General features: G+C 58.5%; 16 protein-coding genes. 14 read left to right on the plus strand and 2 right to left on the minus strand.

Features of this window, described 5'->3' with window-relative positions; genetic code table 11:
- Positions 1 to 4: 4 nt before the first annotated feature.
- The 9 genes from KDX30_RS16860 (at position 5) to KDX30_RS16900 (ending at position 12223) form a co-directional block, all read left to right on the plus strand.
- Entirely contained in the window at positions 5 to 3037 is a 3033-nt protein-coding gene (locus tag KDX30_RS16860; protein WP_231676974.1) for a serine/threonine-protein kinase, read from the plus strand.
- Complete coding sequence (locus tag KDX30_RS16865) at positions 3037 to 3753, plus strand: ABC transporter ATP-binding protein (RefSeq protein ID WP_231676975.1); 717 nt, start codon at positions 3037 to 3039, stop codon at positions 3751 to 3753. The genes KDX30_RS16860 and KDX30_RS16865 overlap by 1 nt, the downstream gene beginning before the upstream one ends.
- Positions 3753 to 4955 carry an ABC transporter permease gene (locus tag KDX30_RS16870; protein WP_231676976.1) on the plus strand — a complete coding sequence of 401 codons (1203 nt, stop codon included), beginning with the start codon at positions 3753 to 3755 and terminating at the stop codon, positions 4953 to 4955. The genes KDX30_RS16865 and KDX30_RS16870 overlap by 1 nt, the downstream gene beginning before the upstream one ends.
- Positions 4948 to 6669: a formylglycine-generating enzyme family protein gene (locus KDX30_RS16875; protein WP_231676977.1), complete on the plus strand. Its 1722-nt coding sequence runs from the start codon at positions 4948 to 4950 to the stop codon at positions 6667 to 6669. Before KDX30_RS16870 ends, KDX30_RS16875 begins: the two co-directional genes overlap by 8 nt.
- 86 nt (positions 6670 to 6755) lie before the next feature.
- Positions 6756 to 7691: a type VI secretion system-associated lipoprotein TagQ gene (tagQ, locus tag KDX30_RS16880; RefSeq protein ID WP_099270311.1), complete on the plus strand. Its 936-nt coding sequence runs from the start codon at positions 6756 to 6758 to the stop codon at positions 7689 to 7691.
- Between the two features lie 95 nt (positions 7692 to 7786).
- The gene (locus KDX30_RS16885; protein ID WP_027900019.1) at positions 7787 to 8692 is read left to right on the plus strand and encodes an NAD synthetase; all 906 of its coding nucleotides are present in this window, start codon (positions 7787 to 7789) and stop codon (positions 8690 to 8692) included.
- Positions 8689 to 9135: a hypothetical protein gene (locus KDX30_RS16890; RefSeq protein WP_122396892.1), complete on the plus strand. Its 447-nt coding sequence runs from the start codon at positions 8689 to 8691 to the stop codon at positions 9133 to 9135. Before KDX30_RS16885 ends, KDX30_RS16890 begins: the two co-directional genes overlap by 4 nt.
- A 560-nt stretch (positions 9136 to 9695) precedes the next feature.
- Positions 9696 to 10457 (plus strand): hypothetical protein, encoded by a 762-nt coding sequence (locus tag KDX30_RS16895; RefSeq protein WP_231676978.1) that lies wholly within the window; start codon positions 9696 to 9698, stop codon positions 10455 to 10457.
- A gap of 422 nt (positions 10458 to 10879) precedes the next feature.
- Positions 10880 to 12223 (plus strand): MFS transporter, encoded by a 1344-nt coding sequence (locus KDX30_RS16900; RefSeq protein WP_231676979.1) that lies wholly within the window; start codon positions 10880 to 10882, stop codon positions 12221 to 12223.
- Positions 12224 to 12339: 116 nt separating this feature from the next.
- Here the strand turns inward: KDX30_RS16900 and KDX30_RS16905 are convergent, their stop codons facing one another.
- On the minus strand, positions 12340 to 12840 hold the full coding sequence (locus KDX30_RS16905; RefSeq protein WP_231676988.1) for a GNAT family N-acetyltransferase: 501 nt from the start codon (positions 12838 to 12840) through the stop codon (positions 12340 to 12342).
- A gap of 351 nt (positions 12841 to 13191) precedes the next feature.
- Here KDX30_RS16905 and KDX30_RS16910 point away from each other — a divergent pair, with 351 nt between their 5' ends.
- From KDX30_RS16910 to KDX30_RS16930, 5 genes are all read left to right on the plus strand, one after another.
- Positions 13192 to 14589 carry a COG3014 family protein gene (locus KDX30_RS16910; RefSeq protein ID WP_122705166.1) on the plus strand — a complete coding sequence of 466 codons (1398 nt, stop codon included), beginning with the start codon at positions 13192 to 13194 and terminating at the stop codon, positions 14587 to 14589.
- A 12-nt stretch (positions 14590 to 14601) separates the two neighbouring features.
- Positions 14602 to 14973: a YcfL family protein gene (locus KDX30_RS16915; RefSeq protein WP_231676980.1), complete on the plus strand. Its 372-nt coding sequence runs from the start codon at positions 14602 to 14604 to the stop codon at positions 14971 to 14973.
- A gap of 38 nt (positions 14974 to 15011) precedes the next feature.
- A complete protein-coding gene (lpoB, locus tag KDX30_RS16920; protein ID WP_231676981.1) occupies positions 15012 to 15599 on the plus strand; it encodes a penicillin-binding protein activator LpoB in 588 nt (195 codons plus the stop codon).
- 3 nt (positions 15600 to 15602) lie between these two features.
- Positions 15603 to 16343 carry a penicillin-binding protein activator LpoB gene (locus tag KDX30_RS16925; protein WP_231676982.1) on the plus strand — a complete coding sequence of 247 codons (741 nt, stop codon included), beginning with the start codon at positions 15603 to 15605 and terminating at the stop codon, positions 16341 to 16343.
- A 269-nt stretch (positions 16344 to 16612) separates the two neighbouring features.
- Entirely contained in the window at positions 16613 to 17854 is a 1242-nt protein-coding gene (locus KDX30_RS16930) for a nucleoside recognition domain-containing protein (protein WP_027900024.1), read from the plus strand.
- Between the two features lie 9 nt (positions 17855 to 17863).
- On the opposite strand, the gene KDX30_RS16935 is transcribed toward KDX30_RS16930, so the two are convergent.
- Positions 17864 to 19069: a DUF5924 family protein gene (locus tag KDX30_RS16935; protein ID WP_122705173.1), complete on the minus strand. Its 1206-nt coding sequence runs from the start codon at positions 19067 to 19069 to the stop codon at positions 17864 to 17866.
- Positions 19070 to 19076: the final 7 nt, after the last annotated feature.

A 19076-nucleotide genomic window follows, 5' to 3' on the forward strand; every position in this document is an offset into this window, starting at 1 on the left:
ATCCATGGATATCCTGATACCCGGTTTTGACATTGAAGGTGAGATTGGCGAAGGCGCCATGGCCACGGTCTATTTGGCGACCCAGCGTTCACTGCAACGCAAGGTGGCGCTGAAGATCATGGCCGCGTCGCTCGCCGCCGACCCCAGCTTCTGCGAACGCTTCCTGCGCGAAGGACGCACCCTCGCGCGGTTGTCGCATCCGCATACGGTCACCATCCATGACATCGGCAATGTAGACGAGCTGTACTACATGGCCATGGAATACTTGCCCAATGGCACGCTGAAGGAACGCATCGCTGAGGGCCTGAGCCCCGAGCAGGGCTTGCTGTTCATCCGCCAGATCGCCTCCGCGCTGGGTTACGCCCACGCTCAAGGGCTGGTCCATCGCGATGTGAAACCGGCCAACATCCTGTTCCGTGCCGACGGCACAGCCGTGCTGTCGGACTTCGGCATCGCCAAATCCCTGGACGACCGCACGCAGTTCACTCAGGCCGGTTTCACCGTGGGCACTCCCAGCTACATGAGCCCCGAACAGGCTCGCGGGCAGGACATCGATGGACGCGCCGACCTGTATGCGCTGGGCGTGGTGCTTTACGAGATCCTCGTCGGCAGGCTGCCGTACACCGGCGTCGACGCACTCTCCACTGCGCTGGCCCACCTGACCGAGCCGTTGCCAGAGCTGCCAATCCATCATGACCGCTATCAGGACATTCTGCGTCGGCTGTTGGCCAAGGACCCGGCGGAGCGTTTTGCCAATGCCGAGCAACTGATTGCAGCGCTGGATAACCTGCCGTCGGCAGCGACTGAAAGCACGCTCATTCAACCACTACCGATTGCACCACAGGCAGGTCTTGATCTGGCCGGAATCACCCCGGAGTCCATCGAGATTCCGCGCAGCGCGCCACCGTCGCCGCCGCCCCCACAGGCAAAACCGACAGCAGAAAAGACGGAGGCTTCCAGCCAGCGTCGAGGCCCGATGCTGGCGTTGCTCGGTGTCGCCATTGCTGCTGCCTTGGGCCTGGCAGGCGGCGGTTACTGGTGGATGAGTTCGCAAAGCTCAACGGAAATGAACCAGGCCGATAACACACCGACAACACCCCGCTCTTCAGCGGCAAACACAGCACCTGTCGGTCAATCGTCAGCGGTGGATCCGGCCCTTGCGGCCAACGCTGATGGCGGACAGCGCCCACTGCTGATGCCCGGCAAGAAAACCCTGTTTCAGCGTGTGTTGAGCAAGCCCGGCGCAAGCTATGCGAGCGAACCGGGTGGTCAGCCAAACAAACCATTACCGTCGTTTTCTGTGCTTTACGTTTATCAGCGCCAGACCGTCGATGGCACCCAGTGGCTACGCGTCGGCCCTGCCAGCGATGGTCGCAGCGAGGGCTGGCTGCCTGCTGCCCAGATCAGCGACTGGAAACAGAGCCTGGTGCTTAAATTCACTGAGCGCTCCGGCCGTTCACCCGTGATGTTCCTGCGCCAGCCCGGCGAACTGGAAAACATGCTGAGCAACACCACCGCCGCAAGAAACCTGTTGCTCAAGGCACAAAACGACCCGGACGATAGCCAACAGGTGCTGGCACTGGAGCCCAGCGCCAGCGCAGTACCGCCGGATCAGTTCTACCTGTTGCCGATTTTCGAATCCCGGGAAACCTTCGATGAAAACGGCCAGCCTGTTCAGTTGTTGAATGTGGCGTCCATCGACCCCGGCAGCGAGCAACGCAAATCTGCCGATAGCGCGAACGCTAAACCAAAGGCCAGCACCGACAACTTCCGCACGGCAGTCGTGCTGGTTGTGGACACGTCGGTGTCGATGCAGCCCTACATCGATCAGGTTCGCAATGTCGTGCACGAACTGCAGAGCAAGATCGCTCAGCGCGGCGAGCTCGACAGTGTCAGCTTCGGGATGGTCGGGTTTCGCAACAATGTCAGTAAGACCCCCGGGCTGGAATACTTGAGTAAAACCCTGATCACCCTTGATCAGGGCCGCGATCCAGAGCGATTCATGCAACTGGCCAGTCAGGTCAAGGCAACCTCGGTATCGAGCCATTCCTTCAACGAAGATTCGTTCGCGGGGGTCATGCGAGCGGTCAATGACATGGATTGGTCCGGCTACGGTGGGCGCTTGATTCTGCTGGTCAGTGATGCCGGTTCTCTGCGCAAAAACGACCCTTACAGCAGCACGCAAATGAACGAGGCGGAGGTCCGTCAGGCGGCGCTGAGCAAGCAGATCAAAATCTATGCGCTGCACTTGCGCACCGACGCAGGCAAGAAAAACCATGCGCAGGCAGAGCAGCAATATCGAACGCTGACCGCCGACGCCAACCCGAAAATCGGTGATCTTTACATCCCTGTCGCGGGCGGTGATGTCAGCAAATTCGGCGCTCAAGTCGATGAGATCGGCACGGTATTCGCCGACCTTGTGCATCAGGTACGCAGCAACCAACCGCAGGCTGTGCCAAATCTGGCTGCTGCGCCCAGCGTTGCCGACAAGTCAGCGGCCATCGGTTATGCGATGCACATGGATTTCCTTGGGCGTAAATCGGCGAGTCAGGCCCCGCAACTGGTCAGCGCCTGGGCCGCTGACCGCGACCTGACCAACCCGACGCTGCCCGCGTTTCAGGTCTGCGTCATGCTGACCAAGTTGCAACTCAACGACCTGCAGCAGTCCCTGAAACTGATCGTTGATGCCGCTCGCAAAACCAAGACCTCACCGAAGGACTTTTTCCAGGAAATCGCCAGCGCCAGCGCCTACATGAGTCGTGATCCTTCGGCACTGCGCAAAGGCGCAAAACTGGCCGAAGGCGGCGTCCTCGGTGAATACCTTGATGGCCTGCCTTATCGCAGCAAGGCGTTGAGCATGACTCAGGACTTGTGGCTGTCGTTGAGCGTGGCGGAACAGGAAGACTTCATCGACGAACTGGATTCGAAAATCCGTCTCTACGAAACCTTCCACAATGATCTGGCCAACTGGGTCCGGTTCGGCGACGCCGAGCCGGGCGACGCGCTGTATCGCGTCCCGCTTTCGACGCTGCCCTGATGCTCAGCCTGCGAGATGTGCGCAAGACGCGAGGCTCGGGCAGCCAGCGTTACAGCCTGGTGATTCCGCGCCTGGAGCTGACTGCCGGGCAACAATGGGCGTTGCTCGGCCCAAGCGGCAGTGGCAAGAGCACGCTGCTGGATCTGCTGGCGCTGGTGTCGTCGCCGGATCATGCCCAGCGTTTTGACTTCTCGACGTCACAAGGCGAATTCGACATCGGTGGCCTGTGGCGTGGCGCGCAGCAGAACCACCTGGCGCAATTGCGCAGCCGTCATCTGGGTTACGTACTGCAAACCGGCGGCCTGCTGAGCTATCTCGATGTGCGCGGCAACATCACCCTGCCCCGTCAGTTACTCGGCCTGAAGGACGACGGCCGCGTGCAGCGCCTGGCTGAGCAACTGGAAATCGCCGACCAACTGCACAAGAAGCCACCTTCGCTTTCCGTTGGCCAGCGCCAACGAGTCAGTTGCGCCCGTGCGCTGGCTCACTCGCCGCAATTGGTACTGGCCGATGAGCCTACCGCCGCACTGGACCCGTTCAATGCCAACAGGGTCATGCAGCTTCTGCTCAGAGGCGCGGCAGATCAGCAGACCTGCTGCGTGATCGCCACCCACGACGAAACACTGGCCCGCACGAACGGCCTGCGTTGCCTGCGGATTGCTTGCCGACGCGACGCGGACGGCGGTGTCACGGCAACCCTTGAGGAGGCCCGCTGATGCGCCCTTCTCTGGTGGCCAGCCTGTCTTGGCAAGACTACCGCGCCGATGCACGCCTTTCGGCCTGTGCCGTGCTGGCATTGGTGGCCGTGATCGCGCCGCTGCTGGTGCTGTTTGGTCTCAAGTTCGGCCTGATCAGTAGCCTGACCCAACGTCTGGAACAAGATCCCGGCGTGCGCGAAGTAATCCCCATGGGCGGCGGCCGCTTCACCCGAGGCTTCGTCGAACTCCTGGCACAACGGCCTGACGTGGCATTCGCCATACCGCGCACCCGACAAATCGCAGCCACCGCAGATTTGAACAGCCAGGCGGCAGGTCCGGCAGTGAACGTGGAGATGATCCCCACGGCAGCCGGTGACCCGCTGCTGGAAGGTCTGAAATTGCCAGTGCAAATCAACAGCGTGGTCCTCAGTCACACCGCTGCGGAAAAACTTGGCAGCAAACCGGGCGATTGGCTGGACGCCTCTTTCACCCGGCAAGTCGCCGGGCAGGCACAGGTGCAACGCACTCGTCTGCAAGTGCTGGCGGTGTTGCCTCTGGCAGCCTTCGAGCGTGACGCAATGTTCGCAACGCTGAGCCTGCTGGAAGCTGCCGAAGATTACCGCGACGGCCGTGAAGTCACAGCGCTGGGCTGGGCTGGCGACCCTACAACGTCTGTGCAAAAGCGGGTCTATCCGGCGTTTCGGCTGTATGCAAACGACCTCGATGGCGTCGAATCCCTGCGCCGCTATTTCGCTGACAGCGGACAACTGGTTTCAACTCAGGCACAGGCCATCGATCAGGTTCGGTCCCTGAGCAACAACCTGTCCATCACCTTCTGGATCATTGCCGGGCTGGCCGTGACCGGTGCATTCGCCGCTATTTTCGCCGGGGCGCTGGCGGCCGTTGAGCGTAAGCGGCGTGAGCTATCGGTCTTGCGTTTGCTCGGTTTCAGTACCGGCGCGCTGCTGCTGTTCGTGGTGCTCCAGGCTCTCTACAGCGGCGGGCTGGCGGCCCTGCTCGCGGCCGGCGTGTATGGCCTGGCCGAAACTGGACTGAACCGATTGTTCGCGCAGGCAACCAACGAGTACGCCAGTCACCTGCTACCTGTTCACTACCTCGTCGCCCTGCTCGCGGTGCTCGGTGCCAGCCTCAGCGCGGCGGCGATGGGCGGCTGGCGCGTGGCACGAATTGAAGCTTCAGAAGGAATTCGAGATGTTTGAGTTTCGCAAAGCCGCGCTGGCCTTGGCTGTTGTGTCGCTGTGTATGGCCGGTCAGGTGCTGGCCGACGATACCGACAAACTGGACAACCCCAAGCCACTGCCGGATGACGTCAGCCTGCCGCTGCCCTGTGACGGCGAAATGGTCTTTCGCTACGTTTACATCCTCGCGCAAGGCAGCCTGGATGATCGCGAAATCAGCCTCGGCTATCCGTTCAGCGAAGGCGAGCCTGGCTACAAACAGTCGTTTATTTCCGGCTATCGGCGCGACTTCATCAACGGTCAGTTCACCCTCAAGGACTTGTCCAGTGACTGGGGCAAAACCATTGGCCCGGTACTGCCCAAAACCGACAAGGGCACGCCGCTCAAGCCGATGATGTACTTCATCGGCAAGTACGAGGTCACGGCACGTCAATACGCGCAAGTCATGGCTCAGGCTCAGTCGCTGGCCAGCGGTGAACCTGCCCCGGCATGCGAAGAGCCCCAAGGCATGGCCGCTCGCTTGCCGAAGGTCAAACTGTCGCGCTTCGAAGCCGAACGCTTTGCGGCGGTCTACAGCGCCTGGCTGATGAAAAACCATCGCGACCTGCTGCCAGTCAGCGGCCGCGGCAACGACGTCGAGGACGGTGGTATTGGGTTCGTTCGCCTGCCCACTGAAGTGGAATGGGAGTTCGCGGCGCGTGGCGGTCAGGCGGTCAGTCGGCAGGAGCTAGAAGCCCGGCTGTTCCCTCGTCGTGTTGAAGGAAGCGAAAGCGACGGCCCGCTCGCAGACTGGGCAGTCTTCAATCAGGTGGCGGGCGGTACCGGCCAGGCTGCAAGACTGACGCCCATTGGCACCAAACTGCCTAACCCTATTGGCATGTTCGACGTGATCGGCAACGCGGCGGAAATGGTTCAGGAGTCTTTCCAGCTGGTTCATGCCGGGCGTCGCCAAGGCACCTACGGCGGCTTCGTTGCCAAAGGTGGCAACTACCTTGAGGGCGAAGGCACGCTGTTTACCGGCATGCGCCGCGAGTACCCGCTGTTTGCCGCCGACGGCACCGAACAGAGCAATGAAACCACCGGTTTTCGCGTTGCCATCGGCGCGCTGTCGGCACCCCGCTCACGCTACAAAGAGCTGTTCACCCAGTGGGAAAAGGAAGGTCGTCTGGCCTCGCTGACCGACGCCATTGATGACGCTCAGGATCCGACCAAGCGTCTGGACAGCATCATCGCCGCCAGCGCCGATCCGCGCCTGCAAGCCGAGTTGGGACTGGTCAACGAAGAGCTCAAGCGCAACGTCTCGCTGATCGCCCGACAGCGCGAAGAGGCCGCAGGCAACCTGATCCAGTCAGCGGCCTTGGTGGCCGAGACCATCAGCAACTACAACATCCGGCTGACCAATCTGAAAAAGAGCCAGCAGCAGGCGCTGGACGCCAAGGATGAGGCGACCGCCAAGCTGTTCGGCACAGCGCTGGACAACGGGCGCAACGCGCTGGATGGCGCCGTTGCAATCTACATCGACAACCTGGCCACCGGCACCCGCTACACCGATGCGGTGATCCAGGCGCAATTCCAACGCATCAAGGAAGAACTCAATCGCAAACCGATCATCGGCAAGAGTCTGGTGACACGGGCAACACTATTCGTGCGTCATGTCGGTAACTACCGCCAGCAAAAGCGGGCCGATCCGGCGGCGATATTGAAGGAATTGCTTGCATCGGCAGGTCAGCAATGACCCGTCGTAGTCTTGCAAATACAGAGGGGACTCGGGCGGCTGTAAGCCGCGTCGGGCTAGTCCAAACTAAAGAAGAGAACGCAAATATGCTTTTGTCCCGTAAACCCCTGCTCACCCGTTCCACTGGTCGCGCTCTGATGATGACCGCGGCTGGTTTTGGCGCGGTCATTCTTACCGGTTGCGCCAGCTCGCCAGTGTCCAAAGTAGGCGCGACCACCAAGGTCGAGTACTACCCGACATGCTACGAGCCGGTACAACACCTGCGCAGCACTGATTCGGACATGACCAAATCGGTCGCTACCGGTGCCGCATTGGGCGCTGTGGGTGGCGCACTGGCCGGCGCATTGACCGGTGACTCCGAGAAGCGTGGCCGCAACGCCGCCATCGGCGCAGCGGGCGGGGCATTGGTCGGCGGCGCAGCCGGTTACTACACCGAGCGTCAGAAGCAGATCACCGATGACAAGCAGCGTATCGCTTCGTACGCAGGCGACATCAACAAGAGCGCCGCTGACATCGACCGCAGCACTGCTTACGCTCGTGCTTCGCAGTCCTGCTATCAGCAGCAGTTCGCCAACCTGATGACGGCCCGCAAAGCCAAGACCATCAACGACACCGAAGGCCGTAAGCGCCTGGCGGAAATCGTATCGGGCCTGAAAGAGTCCAACGACCTGATCACTGCCGTAAACGGTCGTGCCAGTGAAGACCTGAGCAACTACACCCAGGCTTACGAAAAAGACCTGCAACAAGTCGGCGTACAGCGCACCGACGTAGCAACCGTGGCTGCAGCCGACGCCGCTCCAGCTGCCGCAGCGACCACCAAGAAAAAGACCAAGCAGCCAGCGAAAGCCAAACTGCCGGTCGTTCCACAAGAAGCCGTGAAGACCGAGAAAACCCTGGTCGACGCCAAAGCCAAGCAGGCTGAAAGCGACAAGGTTGCCACCGCTGGTAAAAGCCAGGTTGAGGGCATGTGCAAAAGCCCTGACGTAGGCGACTGGGCTCCGGTTCCTTGCCCTAACGTTTGATTGACTGGCTGTCGCTGTAATCGATAACCGCCATCGGCCCTCTCTGCATGAGGGGGCTGATGGCGGTTTATCGTGCATGACAAGGAAGAAACAACATGACCCAGATTCTCACCGGACTGAGCAACAACCCCTCTCAATTCCTGGCCCGCCAACGCATCGAAAGCCGCATCAACCTGCCCCGGCTGTTCGCCGCGATTGATGCCGACCCCGGCATCGTGGGTGCTGGCGTGGTCTACATAGATGCTGATTTCAACGTCGTCACACTGCGCGAATTCACGCCCATCTGCAGCATCCAGCCCAAGCGCATCATCCTGCGCGAAGCCAAGAAATACATCGCCCCCGCCCAGTTTGCCCACGAGGTTCAAAACAACCCCCGCGAATCACGTGTGGTCAAGGAAGCGGTCGGCGCCACCCTGTCCTGCGCTGGCGCAATACTGGGCTGGCTCGTGGTGTTCAGCGGAACGGTGGCGGTGCCGTTTACGGCTGGGGCTAGTATTGTGGTGGCGGGGATTGGGGTTGCTGCTGCGACTGCAAGTACCGGGCAATGTGTAATTGGAATGGTGCGCACCTACAATGAAACAGACGATCCATTAGCTAACGACTCGATGGACGACGCTAACTGGTACCGTAACGTTACCCCCGTTCTGGATGCTGTTTCTCTGCTAGGAGTTGGTGCATCAGGACTGACAACACTCAGGTTTTTACAGGCTCGTAAGGCAGCCACAGGCCGTAGCTGGTATGAAACGTCGAAAGGCCTGTCCAGACAGCAGCGTAAAGCTTTGACGGAGGAGTTGCTCACGCTTAAGCACCCGGAGCTCACAAGCAAATTGCTAAAACTAAAGCAGCAATCCGGCGCTCTCACGAAACGCTTTACTCCTACGCAAATACAACATGCCACACGCACTCAGATACAAGACGCGCTGGGAGCATCTATCGGTTTGGTAGGCAGCGGCACAGTTCAAAGCATCGCGGTCGGTCTTTACGAGGAGCTAGCACCATGATGCAGACCGACGGCTTACAAGCCTTCCTTGCCAGATACTTCCCAACATTCATCGGCGCATTCTTTCTCGCGGTATTTTCCATAAGTGTCGCCATCTCATTGGCTAGCAGTACTTACTTTCGCGAGTATTCCGAGCGGGGTAGCTACTCAGCGATGGCAGCCATCGCGCTCTCGGTGGTCCTGTGTTTCGGTAATTTCATGATGATCCGGGGGAGGACCTGGGGTGTCTGGATCATCGTCGCATTGCTGATAATCAGCCTGCTCACGGTGCTGCTTACCTTTGGCTACAGGCCGCACATGTTCTCCTACACCACTGGAATACTTTTCCCTTTGCTTGGGCTGCTGATGCTCAACTCGAAAAGGCATCGGGAAATGCGGGAGGAACTGGTCAAAATTCGAGAGCAACGCGTGAAAGCCCGGAACAAAAGCCTTAAGCACAAATGATTCGACACCGCCGGATTTTGTGGGAGCTGGGCTTGCCCGCGATGCAGACACCGCGACCTTTTCAGGTAGATCACCAAAACCCTATCGCGGGCACGCCCGGCTCCCACAGAGCCATGTGAGCTGGTCAAGATCGGCGAGCAGCGTGTGAAAGCACGGAACAAAGGCGGTAAGCGTCAGTGATTCGACACCGTCGGATTTTGTGGGAGCTGGGCTTGCCCGCGATGCAGACACCGCGACCTTTTCAGGTAGATCACCAAAACCTTATCGCGGGCAAGCCTCGCTCCCACAGAGCCATGTGTGCAGGTCAAAATCGGCGAGCAGCGTGTGAAAGCACGGAACAAAGGCCGTAAGCACCAGTGATTCGACACCGCCGGACTTTGTGGGAGCTGGGCTTGCCCGCGATGCAGACACCGCAACCTTTCAGGTAGATCACCAAAAACCTATCGCGGGCAAGCCCGGCTCCCACAGAGCCATGTGTAACGCTGGCGAAACACTTTCAATCGGTTTACCCTCGACTCACTTGGCGCAAAGGATGCGCAGCCCACATCAAGGAAGAGTGTATGGATCCAAGCGAGAGCCAGCCTCGGGGAAAGCTCAATCCCTTTGAGCACTTGCATGCTCAGGCAGATGACGCGCCCATAGCGTATAGACGCCACCGTTCCAGCCCTGCACGAACCTGGCGGCGCATCTTCCTGCCACTGATAGTGGTCGCTGCAGCGGGCTATCTGCTGGTGCATTTCAGCGATCGTTTAAGCAATACCGTTAGCCGTGTGACCGTGCACAACCCCCCCGCGCCCACGCTGCCCGTCAGCTCAAACCCGGTGCCGCCGATTTACACGCAGGACGCCTTGATCGAACCCAAACCGCTGGCCGACTGCATAAAACCAGACAACATCATCGACGAAGCCGTAGCCACTTGCCGCTACGGTCAATTTCCCCGTGCAACCGAGAATCCAGACGCCCGCGGTATGGTGAGCGCGTCCTACATGGCGAAATACAAAAACGAGCAGCAACAACCTGCCCGAACCAAGCGCGTCACGGCCTTCAACGTCGAGCGGGCCACCGTTTGGCAATGGGACGGTAAACGCACCTACGCCGCTGAATGGGCGATCAATAACAATCGCATCGACGGCACCAGTGTCTGCGCCAACTATCGGCGCGGCTCAATCGAACACCGCGAATGCCGCAAAGGCGCCAAAGTTTACTTCCGGGAAAAATGCCGCGAATGGGGCAAGCGTCGTGACAGAGATGGCAGCGACGCCAGCCAGGCGGTTCGGGAGCGTTTCTGCTCGGCCGGTGATGGCTTCAATCCGCTGAGTTAAGCGCGTGTCGTGATGGCAGAAATGCCGTTATGCCCATCAATATTGCTAGCAATCCACTCGGTTGATATTTTTTTGCCATTTTTTTCCGACATCTTTTGTAACGCCCTTCCCCCTATAAACTGGGGACCACATGCGATCTGGTGCGTCATCCCGCCACAGGTGGCCCGGTCTAGAGCGGTTGCCATCATCGTCCTCAGATGGGATAAATAAAAAGCAAACGGGCTCGAAAATCTATAAAAAACATAGATTCATGGGTCATTGAAGTCGTATAGCGGCGATCCTGCATCAGATGAAAGTCCACACGTTCTGTGTTCGCGCATTTGCCAACAGCGTGTCGGGCAACCCTGCCTTTCAACCTCATTGAGGCCATTCATACGGCGTCACCAAACGCCGTGCTGTACCTAAAAAAAAGGACCGGAAAATTGAGCGATCAATCCACTCCGAACACTGCACTCGCCAGATTCTGCGAGAAAACCGGCATCCCCTATCCAATGTTCTGGGGCTTCGTCGGCCTGCTTATCTTTATGATCGGCGATGGCGTCGAACTGGGTTATCTCTCCCCTTTCCTTAGCGAACGCGGCATGCCTGCCGATGAAATCGCCATGGTCTTTACCATCTACGGTGTCACCGTCGGTGTCTCCTCCTGGCTGGCCGGCGCGTTGTCGAACATCTGGGGCCCCAAGCGCGTGATGATTCTTGGCTTGCTGATCTGGAGCGTCTTTGAAGTCCTGTTCCTGATCTACGGCCTGCAAGAACTCAGCTACTCGATGATCCTCCTGACCTACGGCCTGCGTGGCTTCGGCTACCCATTGTTCGCCTACGGTTTTCTGGTCTGGATCGCCGCCGCAACGCCGTCCCGCAAAATGGGCATGGCCGTCGGCTGGTTCTGGGTTGCCTACGCAGCCGGGCTGCCAACTCTTGGCTCGCTGGTCGCCAGTGTGAGCATCCCGCTGATTGGTGCCATGGCGACTTTCTGGTTGTCGTTTGCGCTGGTAGTTGTGGGTGGCGTGATTGGTCTGGTGGGCATGCGCGAAGCACACGGTATGCAGCGTCTGGCGCCGGAAGGTGAAAAACCGCTGGTCTCGATGGCCAAGAACATCACCATCATGTGGGAAATGCCCAAGGTGTCGCTTGCCGGTCTGGTGCGCGTGATCAACACCTCGTCGATGTTCGGCTTTCTGGTGATCATGCCCGGCTTCTTCATGCACACCGTAGGCTTCAGCCTTGAAGAGTGGCTGCGACTGCTGACCATCGTGTTTGTGTTCAACATCATCGGCAACCTCGCCTCCAGCATCATCAGTACCCGGATTGGCTATCGCAATACGATCCTGTGGCTGGGTGCCGTCGGCAGCACGATCAGCACGCCGCTGTTCTTCTTCATGCCGCAGGCCTTCCCGAATGACTTCCTGATCGCTTCGATCTTCGGCGCCTTCTATGGCCTGACGCTGGCATGCTTCGTACCGCTGTCGGCACTGGCACCAGCCCTCGCGCCACAGAACAAAGCCGCTGCACTGTCAGTCCTCAGCCTCGGCGCAGGCGCATCGACCTGGGTCGGCCCTGCAGTGGTCGCGATCTTCCAGGACAGCTTCGGCCTTGCTGGCGTGGTCTGGGCGTTCACCGGCCTGTATGCCCTGAGCGCAGTGATGACCGCGTTCCTGCGTGATCCTGAGCCTGTGTTCGAACCGACACTGACCAAGACCAAGCGCAAGGTTAAAGTCCGCGCACCGCGTCTTGATTATCGTTGGGCGCATGCGGAGCAGAAGTAGGTAAGAGTTATCGCAATCTTTGTGGGAGCCGGGCTTGCCCGCGATAAAGGCGACGCGGATTTCAGGCTCACCGCGTCAGCTTCATCGCGGGCAAGCCCGGCTCCCACAAAAGCTACTCAGACACGCCGCAACACATAAAACTTGCTGTCCACCTTCATCACCGGAAAGCTATCCGGCAGGTCTTCCTTCGCCACGTCAACAAACCCGTGCTTCTCGTAAAACCGGTGCGCGGCGAGGAATTTGTCGGTGGTGCCCAGGTAGATTTCCTGCACGCCACGTTGCCAGGCGTTTTCAAGCAGCGTGTTGAGCAACTGCGCCGCCACTCCAAACTCAAGCCCACGAAACGGCGCTGCCACGAACATTTTTCGTAAGGCGGTCTGCCGTGCGCCGATGTCTTTGAGGCCGATGGTGCCGATGACCTGGCCTTGATGTTTAGCAACCCAGAAGTCGCCTTTGCCGACCTGATAGAAGTCAGGAATGGCTTGCAGATCCGGCTGGTCTTCGGCGGTTAGGGATATGCCGAACTCTTCACGCTGGATGGGCAGGATGACGTCAATCACACCTTGCTGATCAGCAGATTCAAAACGGCAAAGCTCGATAGTGCTGACGGTTGAAATGTGCAAGATGCAGGCCTCCGTGATATGAACAACCACTAAAAAGGAGATATTTGCACAGCTACATTGATCGCATAACCCCCCTCCTGGATCAGGCCTCAAGGCATATCGTAGTTACCTGCATGCGTGAGGTAATTCTATCTTCAGGTGTAGGAATCAGCCTAAAAACCTGTGAGCCATCAAAAAGCCATTGTTCGCACCGAAAAGCGGCTTATACTCCCGCGCCCTCGGCTGCAAGTGACATTAGCTCGCACAAAGAGGCTCGCCGGGCAGCCGGTAATGGTTGCCCACTCAAACGGATTTGCGTAGCAGATGACTTAGTCCCTGCTATCTATTTCAGGGAATGAACGCCTCATGTCTTCTCGTGCCTTGACTGCGCTCGTGCTGTTCGCCGCAGTACAACTGGCAGGCTGCTCTGCCTTCCGTAGCTACGATACCGAACTCAAAGAAACCAACCTGCAACTGGCCAGCGGTAACGTTGACGGCGCGTTGGGCGTACTGGAAAAGAACAACACCAGCGCCGACAAGGACCTGCTCTACTATTTCGAGAAAGGCGAATTACTGCGCGCCAAAGGCGACCTTGCTGGCAGCCAGGCCGCGTGGCGTTCCGCCGACAACGTGGTTTACCAGTGGGAAGAGTCGGTCAAGCTCGACACCGATAAGTACCTCGCTCAGTTCGGCAGTTTTCTGATCAACGACAAGGTGCGTCGCTACGAAGGCTACGACTACGAAAAGGTCATGCTGACCACACAGATGGCCCTGAACCTGCTGGCGAAGAATGACTTCGAAGGCGCTCGCGTCGAGATCAAAAAAACTCACGAACGTGAAGCGGTGATCGCCGAACTGCGTGACAAGGAATATCTCAAGAGCGAAGAGGAAGCCGAGAACAAGGGCGTAAAAACCCGGTTCAAGGACTTGAAGGGCTACCCGGTATCCTCACTTGATGCGCCTGAAGTTGTCGGCCTCAAGAACAGCTATCAGAGTGCTTTCAGTCATTACCTGTCGGGTTTTGTCTATGAGGCCATGGGCGAAAAAGGCCTCGCTGCGCCGGGTTATCGCAAGGCAGCAGAACTACGCCCCAACACGCCATTGCTGGATGAAGCGCTGCTCAAGCTTGATGGCAATGAAAGCAAAGATGGCTACAGCGAAGTATTAATCGTCGTACAAAGCGGCTTCGCTCCCGCTCGCGATTCGGTACGTATTCCGCTGCCCCTGCCCATCAGTGGCAATCTAGTGATTACTCCACTGTCGTTCCCGGTGATCAAGCCGGATACCACGACCGCAGCCTTCACCCAGATTGGCCTCGACGGCCAGCAGATTAATCTGACCAAGCTCAACAGCACCACAGACATGTCTCGCCGCGCCCTGCGTGACGACATGCCAGGCATCATCCTGCGTACCACAGTTCGTGCAATCACTCGCGGCGTGGCGCAAAAACAGATCAATGATGTGAACCCCCTAGCCGGTCTGGCCGTGGGTATCGCCTCAGCCATTACCGAGGGTGCAGATACCCGCACCTGGCGAACCCTGCCGGACAACACACAAGTTGCTCGCCTGCGTCTGCCACAAGGCACGCACACCGTGATTCTGCCTTCTAGTACGGGAGGCACTCACGTCCAGGTGAAGGTCGATCAGCGCTATCAAGTCGTCGCACTGCGTGCAATTGGCAATCAGGTTTACACCGATGGCCTGATGGCTCAGGTAACGCCATTGTCGGCGCCACAAGCCATCGCGACCACTAAACAACCCTGAATGGAGAACCCGATGCGTATCAAGATTCTCGGCGTCATTGCGCTGACCCTGCTCGCCGGATGCGCCACACCACCACAGCCAGCTCCCGGCAGTGCTGCAAGCAAAGTGATGTCGCTGGGTAACATGAAGAACATCGAAGTCGGCGCTATGCGGGTGGCTCGCGAAAACGGGTTTCTGACCGTTAACGTGCAACTCAATAACACCAGCAGCTACAACAAACAGATGTATTACCGCTTCGCCTGGCTGGGTAACGATGGCTTTCCCGTAGCCGATGCAGAGGTGTGGAAAAGTACGACGTTGTACGGCACCCAGACTACCTACCTGCCCGCCATTGCGCCGACGCCGAAAGCCACTGACTTTCGCCTCGAAGTCAAAACGCCTTGAGCCCCTCCCTCATTTGTTCAGTTGAAGAGAACTACCGCATGTTTATTCGCCTTTGCTCCATCGCCGCTTTCGGCCTGCTGGTTACCGGTTGCGCCAACAACTCGCCATCGCTGGGCAGCAAGAACATCAGTTACGGCGATACCAAAGCTGTAGAAACCATCACCAACGAATTTGGCTCCACCGATCTGCAAATGATCGCCGAGTCCATGACCCGCTCCCTGGCTCAATCCGGGATCTTGCAGGGTCGTCCGGTGGTTCAGGTTTACGACGTAAAGAACAAGACCAGCGAGTACATCGATACGCGTGAAATCACCACGTCGATCAAGACCCAGTTGATGAAGTCCGGCACCGCCCGCTTTGCCAGCGACAACACTGAAATGCAGAGCCAGGTTGATCAGCTCAAACTGCAAAACCAGAGCGGTCTGTACAAGAAGTCGACGGTCAGCAAAACCGGCAACATGGTTGCTGCCAAGTACCGCCTCGAAGGCTCGATCAGCTCCATCGTCAAGCGCAGCGCTGACTACAAGGACGTCTTCTATAAATTCAGCCTGCAACTGATCGACGTCGAAAGCGGTCTGGCTGAATGGATGGACGAAAAAGAAATCCGCAAAACCACGGAGCGTTAACCAATGCGTGCATGGATTGGCATCTTCGGCCTGATGTGCGCCTTTGGCGTTCAGGCCGCACCGAAAATCGCTGTGGCTGACCTGGCTTTTCAGGAACGCGTGGAAGCTTATATCCACACCGTCTCAGCCAAGAGCAACCTGCAAGCCAACCGCTACAGCGCCAGTGGCTCTTCCAGCTACGACGAATATGAAGCGCGTTACAGCTACATCGAACAGGGCGAGCTGCGCAAATTCAGCGGCGATATCAAGGGCGAGATCATCAAGTCCGGCATGTTCCAGCTGGTGCAAGGCACGCCGTACACCGCCCAATCCAAAGAAGACGTTTATGACGTCATCAAGCGTATCAAGAGCGGCAGCTTCAAGGGCGCGGATTACGTGCTGTTCGGAACCGTGTCGGATATCGATTTCCAGCAGGACATCGGCGAACTGGCGAACACCAACAGTTATTCGGCGATTCTTGGCCTGACGCTGGTGGCTGATTTCAGTTTGATCAATACCCGTACCTACGAGATCAGCTCGGCGTTTACGGCCATGGGCGAAGGGCAGGACACCAAACTGTTCAACAGCCGCGACGTTAAAGTCTCTCTGAATCGCCCCCGCGTTGTGCGCGACGTGTCTCGGTCAATCGGTGTCGATGTGGCCCGTCAACTGCGCGAGCAATTGCGTGGTGAAGTGGAATACACCGGCCAGCCGGTGCAGCAAAACAACCTGCCACGGGATGAAGCGCCGAAGATTTTGCGCTGAGTAAAAAGGGGCGGCTCTTCGCCACCCGAATTGAAATGGTATTTCCCGTGGGAGCGAATTCATTCGCGAAGGCGGCAGTCCTGAAAAATATCCGGGGCTGACACACCGCTTTCGCGAATGAATTCGCTCCCACAGGGTTACACGTTTATTGCACGAAAGCCTGGTTCAGGGACATATGTGGGGCTCTTTCAGATTTATCCTGACCTCTCCAGGGTTTGTTGTTTGCCCTCGCACCGCTATCATCGCGGCATCTTGCGGGGGACTTGTGAATGCTTAACGCTCTATGGCTCGGTTTTTTTCTGATTGCGGCAATCTCCGCATTTGGCCAGTGGCTGATTGGCGGTAACGCCGGCATTTTTGCGGCCATGGTCGAAAGCATCTTTGCCATGGCCAAGCTGTCGGTTGAAGTCATGGTGCTGCTGTTCGGCACGCTGACGCTGTGGCTGGGTTTTCTGCGGATTGCGGAGAAAGCCGGGATTGTCGACTGGCTGGCAAAAGTCTTGGGCCCACTGTTTCTGCGCCTGATGCCGGAAGTCCCTGCGGGCCACCCTGCCCTTGGCCTGATCACCCTCAACTTCGCTGCCAACGCATTGGGCCTGGATAACGCGGCAACGCCTATCGGCCTCAAGGCCATGCGCTCGCTGCAAGAGCTCAACCCCAGCCAGACCACGGCCAGTAACGCGCAGATTCTGTTTCTGGTACTCAACGCGTCTTCGCTGACGTTGCTGCCTGTTTCGATTTTCATGTACCGCGCACAGCAAGGCGCCCTCGACCCGACGCTGGTGTTCTTGCCAATTCTTCTGGCGACCAGCGCCTCGACGATCGTCGGCCTGTTGTCGGTGGCGTTCATGCAGCGCCTGCGGCTGTGGGACCCGGTCGTGCTGGCCTACCTGATCCCCGGCGCACTGCTTCTCGGCGGTTTTATGGCGTTACTGGCAACCATGTCAGCAGCGGCATTGGCCGGCCTCTCTTCTATCCTCGGCAACCTGACGCTGTTCGGCCTGATCATTATGTTTCTGGTGATCGGTGCGTTACGCAAGGTGCAGGTCTATGAGGCGTTTGTCGAAGGCGCGAAGGAAGGTTTTGACGTCGCCAAAGGCCTGTTGCCCTATCTGGTAGCGATGCTCTGTGCGGTCGGCGTGCTGCGTGCTTCCGGCGCGCTGGATATGGGCCTGGAAGGTATTCGTCATCTGGTTCAGTGGCTGGGGGTGGACACACGCTTTGTCGATGCGTTGCCGACTGCCATGGTCAAGCCGTTCTCGGGCAGTGCCGCTCGGGCGCTGCTGATCGAAACCATGCAGACTCAAGGCGTAGACAGCTTTGCAGCGCTGGCTGCCGCGACGATTCAGGGCAGTACCGAAACCACGTTCTACGTGCTGGCGGTGTACTTCGGTGCCGTTGGCATCCAGCGCGCACGCCACGCCGTGGGCTGCGCGCTGCTGGCCGAGCTCGCCGGCGTGATCGCGGCAATCATGGTCACTTACTGGTTCTTCGGCGCAACCGCGCAGTAAGTCTCAGGGTTACTGAGCGGCGGGCTCGGCAGCTTCAGGTTTGACGTCAGGCTCAGCCGCCTCAGGCTGAGCCTTTTCAGGCTCTTTTGCCTCGGGCTCTGACCCCTGCGGCGCAGGCTCATCAGCCCCGCTGTTGCTGTCATCGCCACCCGGCTTGAGACGGATTATCCGGCCAGAAGGTCGAGTGACAGGCGCCTGATCAGCCTCGGTCACTTCAAAACGCAGCACGCCGATCATCTGTCCGTCTTCAGTCAGCACCCTCACCTGCCATTTGCCCACCGCGTCCTGTGGGAAATTGCGCTTGTGGGTCCACGCTCGGTAGCCTTCTTTACGGCCACCATGGATATCCAGCGCAATCCGGTCGACTTCTTTGCCGTTGTGTCGCCACACGTGGTAAATCCGCTCATCCAGACCACGCGGCGCATTGATCGAGGTGTACGCATACAAACCACTGTTCCGTACCTGATTAGCGCTGACCTGGGTGACGCTGTCCCCCGGCGTACGGTTCTTGTTATCAAAGTCGATGCTGACCGCTACTTCGGTCAGCCACAGCGTCGCGGGCGGCACCCATGAACGCAGCAGCCAGCCTGCACCGCCGATTGCCAGGATCATGACCACCACGCCCACGCCGCGCCGCCAACTGGTGACCGGGAAACTCGATATCAGGCTGGGGAATGACAGCAGCATCGCGATGCCCAGCGACAGCTTGTAACTCTCGGCGGTGGTCAGGTGCAGGATGATCGGCAGGGCGGTCAGCAAGGCAGCGAACAGGGTCAGGGTGTGCAAGGCCATGAACAGCCAGCGCCGAGGGGCAAGCCATTTGTAGTACAGCGGATCAATGATGGAGATAAGACCGGCCGCACCCAGCATCCCGGTAAAAATCGCCTGGGCGCTGTTCCATGTAGTGGTAATGAAGAAGAACGGCAGAACGAAGAACAGGCTTTCCTGGTGAATCATCTGCGTGCCGTAACGCAGTATTCCTTCGGGAATTCTGCGTTTGAAAACCTTGGTGAACAGCACCATGGCGCTGCCTTCGACCATCAGCCACAGCCAGCTGAGCAGCATTACCACGGCGATCCAGGTTGCCAGGCCTTCCTGACGGTCCACCAGAATGAAGCTGGCGATACCCGAAACGAAACCACCCGCCGCAATAAGCCCCGGATAACGCTTCATCAGTTCAACGATGCGGACGATCAGGGATTTCCATTGAGGCATTTCAGCG

The organism is Pseudomonas quasicaspiana, from assembly GCF_021147825.1.
Lineage (GTDB): Bacteria > Pseudomonadota > Gammaproteobacteria > Pseudomonadales > Pseudomonadaceae > Aquipseudomonas > Aquipseudomonas quasicaspiana.

Coding starts and splice junctions, on each gene's coding strand:
- KDX30_RS16860 (WP_231676974.1), top strand. CDS start 5: ATGGATATCCTGATACCCGGTTTTGACATTGAAGGTGAGATTGGCGAA.
- KDX30_RS16865 (WP_231676975.1), top strand. CDS start 3,037: ATGCTCAGCCTGCGAGATGTGCGCAAGACGCGAGGCTCGGGCAGCCAG.
- KDX30_RS16870 (WP_231676976.1), top strand. CDS start 3,753: ATGCGCCCTTCTCTGGTGGCCAGCCTGTCTTGGCAAGACTACCGCGCC.
- KDX30_RS16875 (WP_231676977.1), top strand. CDS start 4,948: ATGTTTGAGTTTCGCAAAGCCGCGCTGGCCTTGGCTGTTGTGTCGCTG.
- tagQ (WP_099270311.1), top strand. CDS start 6,756: ATGCTTTTGTCCCGTAAACCCCTGCTCACCCGTTCCACTGGTCGCGCT.
- KDX30_RS16885 (WP_027900019.1), top strand. CDS start 7,787: ATGACCCAGATTCTCACCGGACTGAGCAACAACCCCTCTCAATTCCTG.
- KDX30_RS16890 (WP_122396892.1), top strand. CDS start 8,689: ATGATGCAGACCGACGGCTTACAAGCCTTCCTTGCCAGATACTTCCCA.
- KDX30_RS16895 (WP_231676978.1), top strand. CDS start 9,696: ATGGATCCAAGCGAGAGCCAGCCTCGGGGAAAGCTCAATCCCTTTGAG.
- KDX30_RS16910 (WP_122705166.1), top strand. CDS start 13,192: ATGTCTTCTCGTGCCTTGACTGCGCTCGTGCTGTTCGCCGCAGTACAA.
- KDX30_RS16915 (WP_231676980.1), top strand. CDS start 14,602: ATGCGTATCAAGATTCTCGGCGTCATTGCGCTGACCCTGCTCGCCGGA.
- lpoB (WP_231676981.1), top strand. CDS start 15,012: ATGTTTATTCGCCTTTGCTCCATCGCCGCTTTCGGCCTGCTGGTTACC.
- KDX30_RS16925 (WP_231676982.1), top strand. CDS start 15,603: ATGCGTGCATGGATTGGCATCTTCGGCCTGATGTGCGCCTTTGGCGTT.
- KDX30_RS16930 (WP_027900024.1), top strand. CDS start 16,613: ATGCTTAACGCTCTATGGCTCGGTTTTTTTCTGATTGCGGCAATCTCC.
- KDX30_RS16935 (WP_122705173.1), bottom strand. CDS start 19,069: ATGCCTCAATGGAAATCCCTGATCGTCCGCATCGTTGAACTGATGAAG.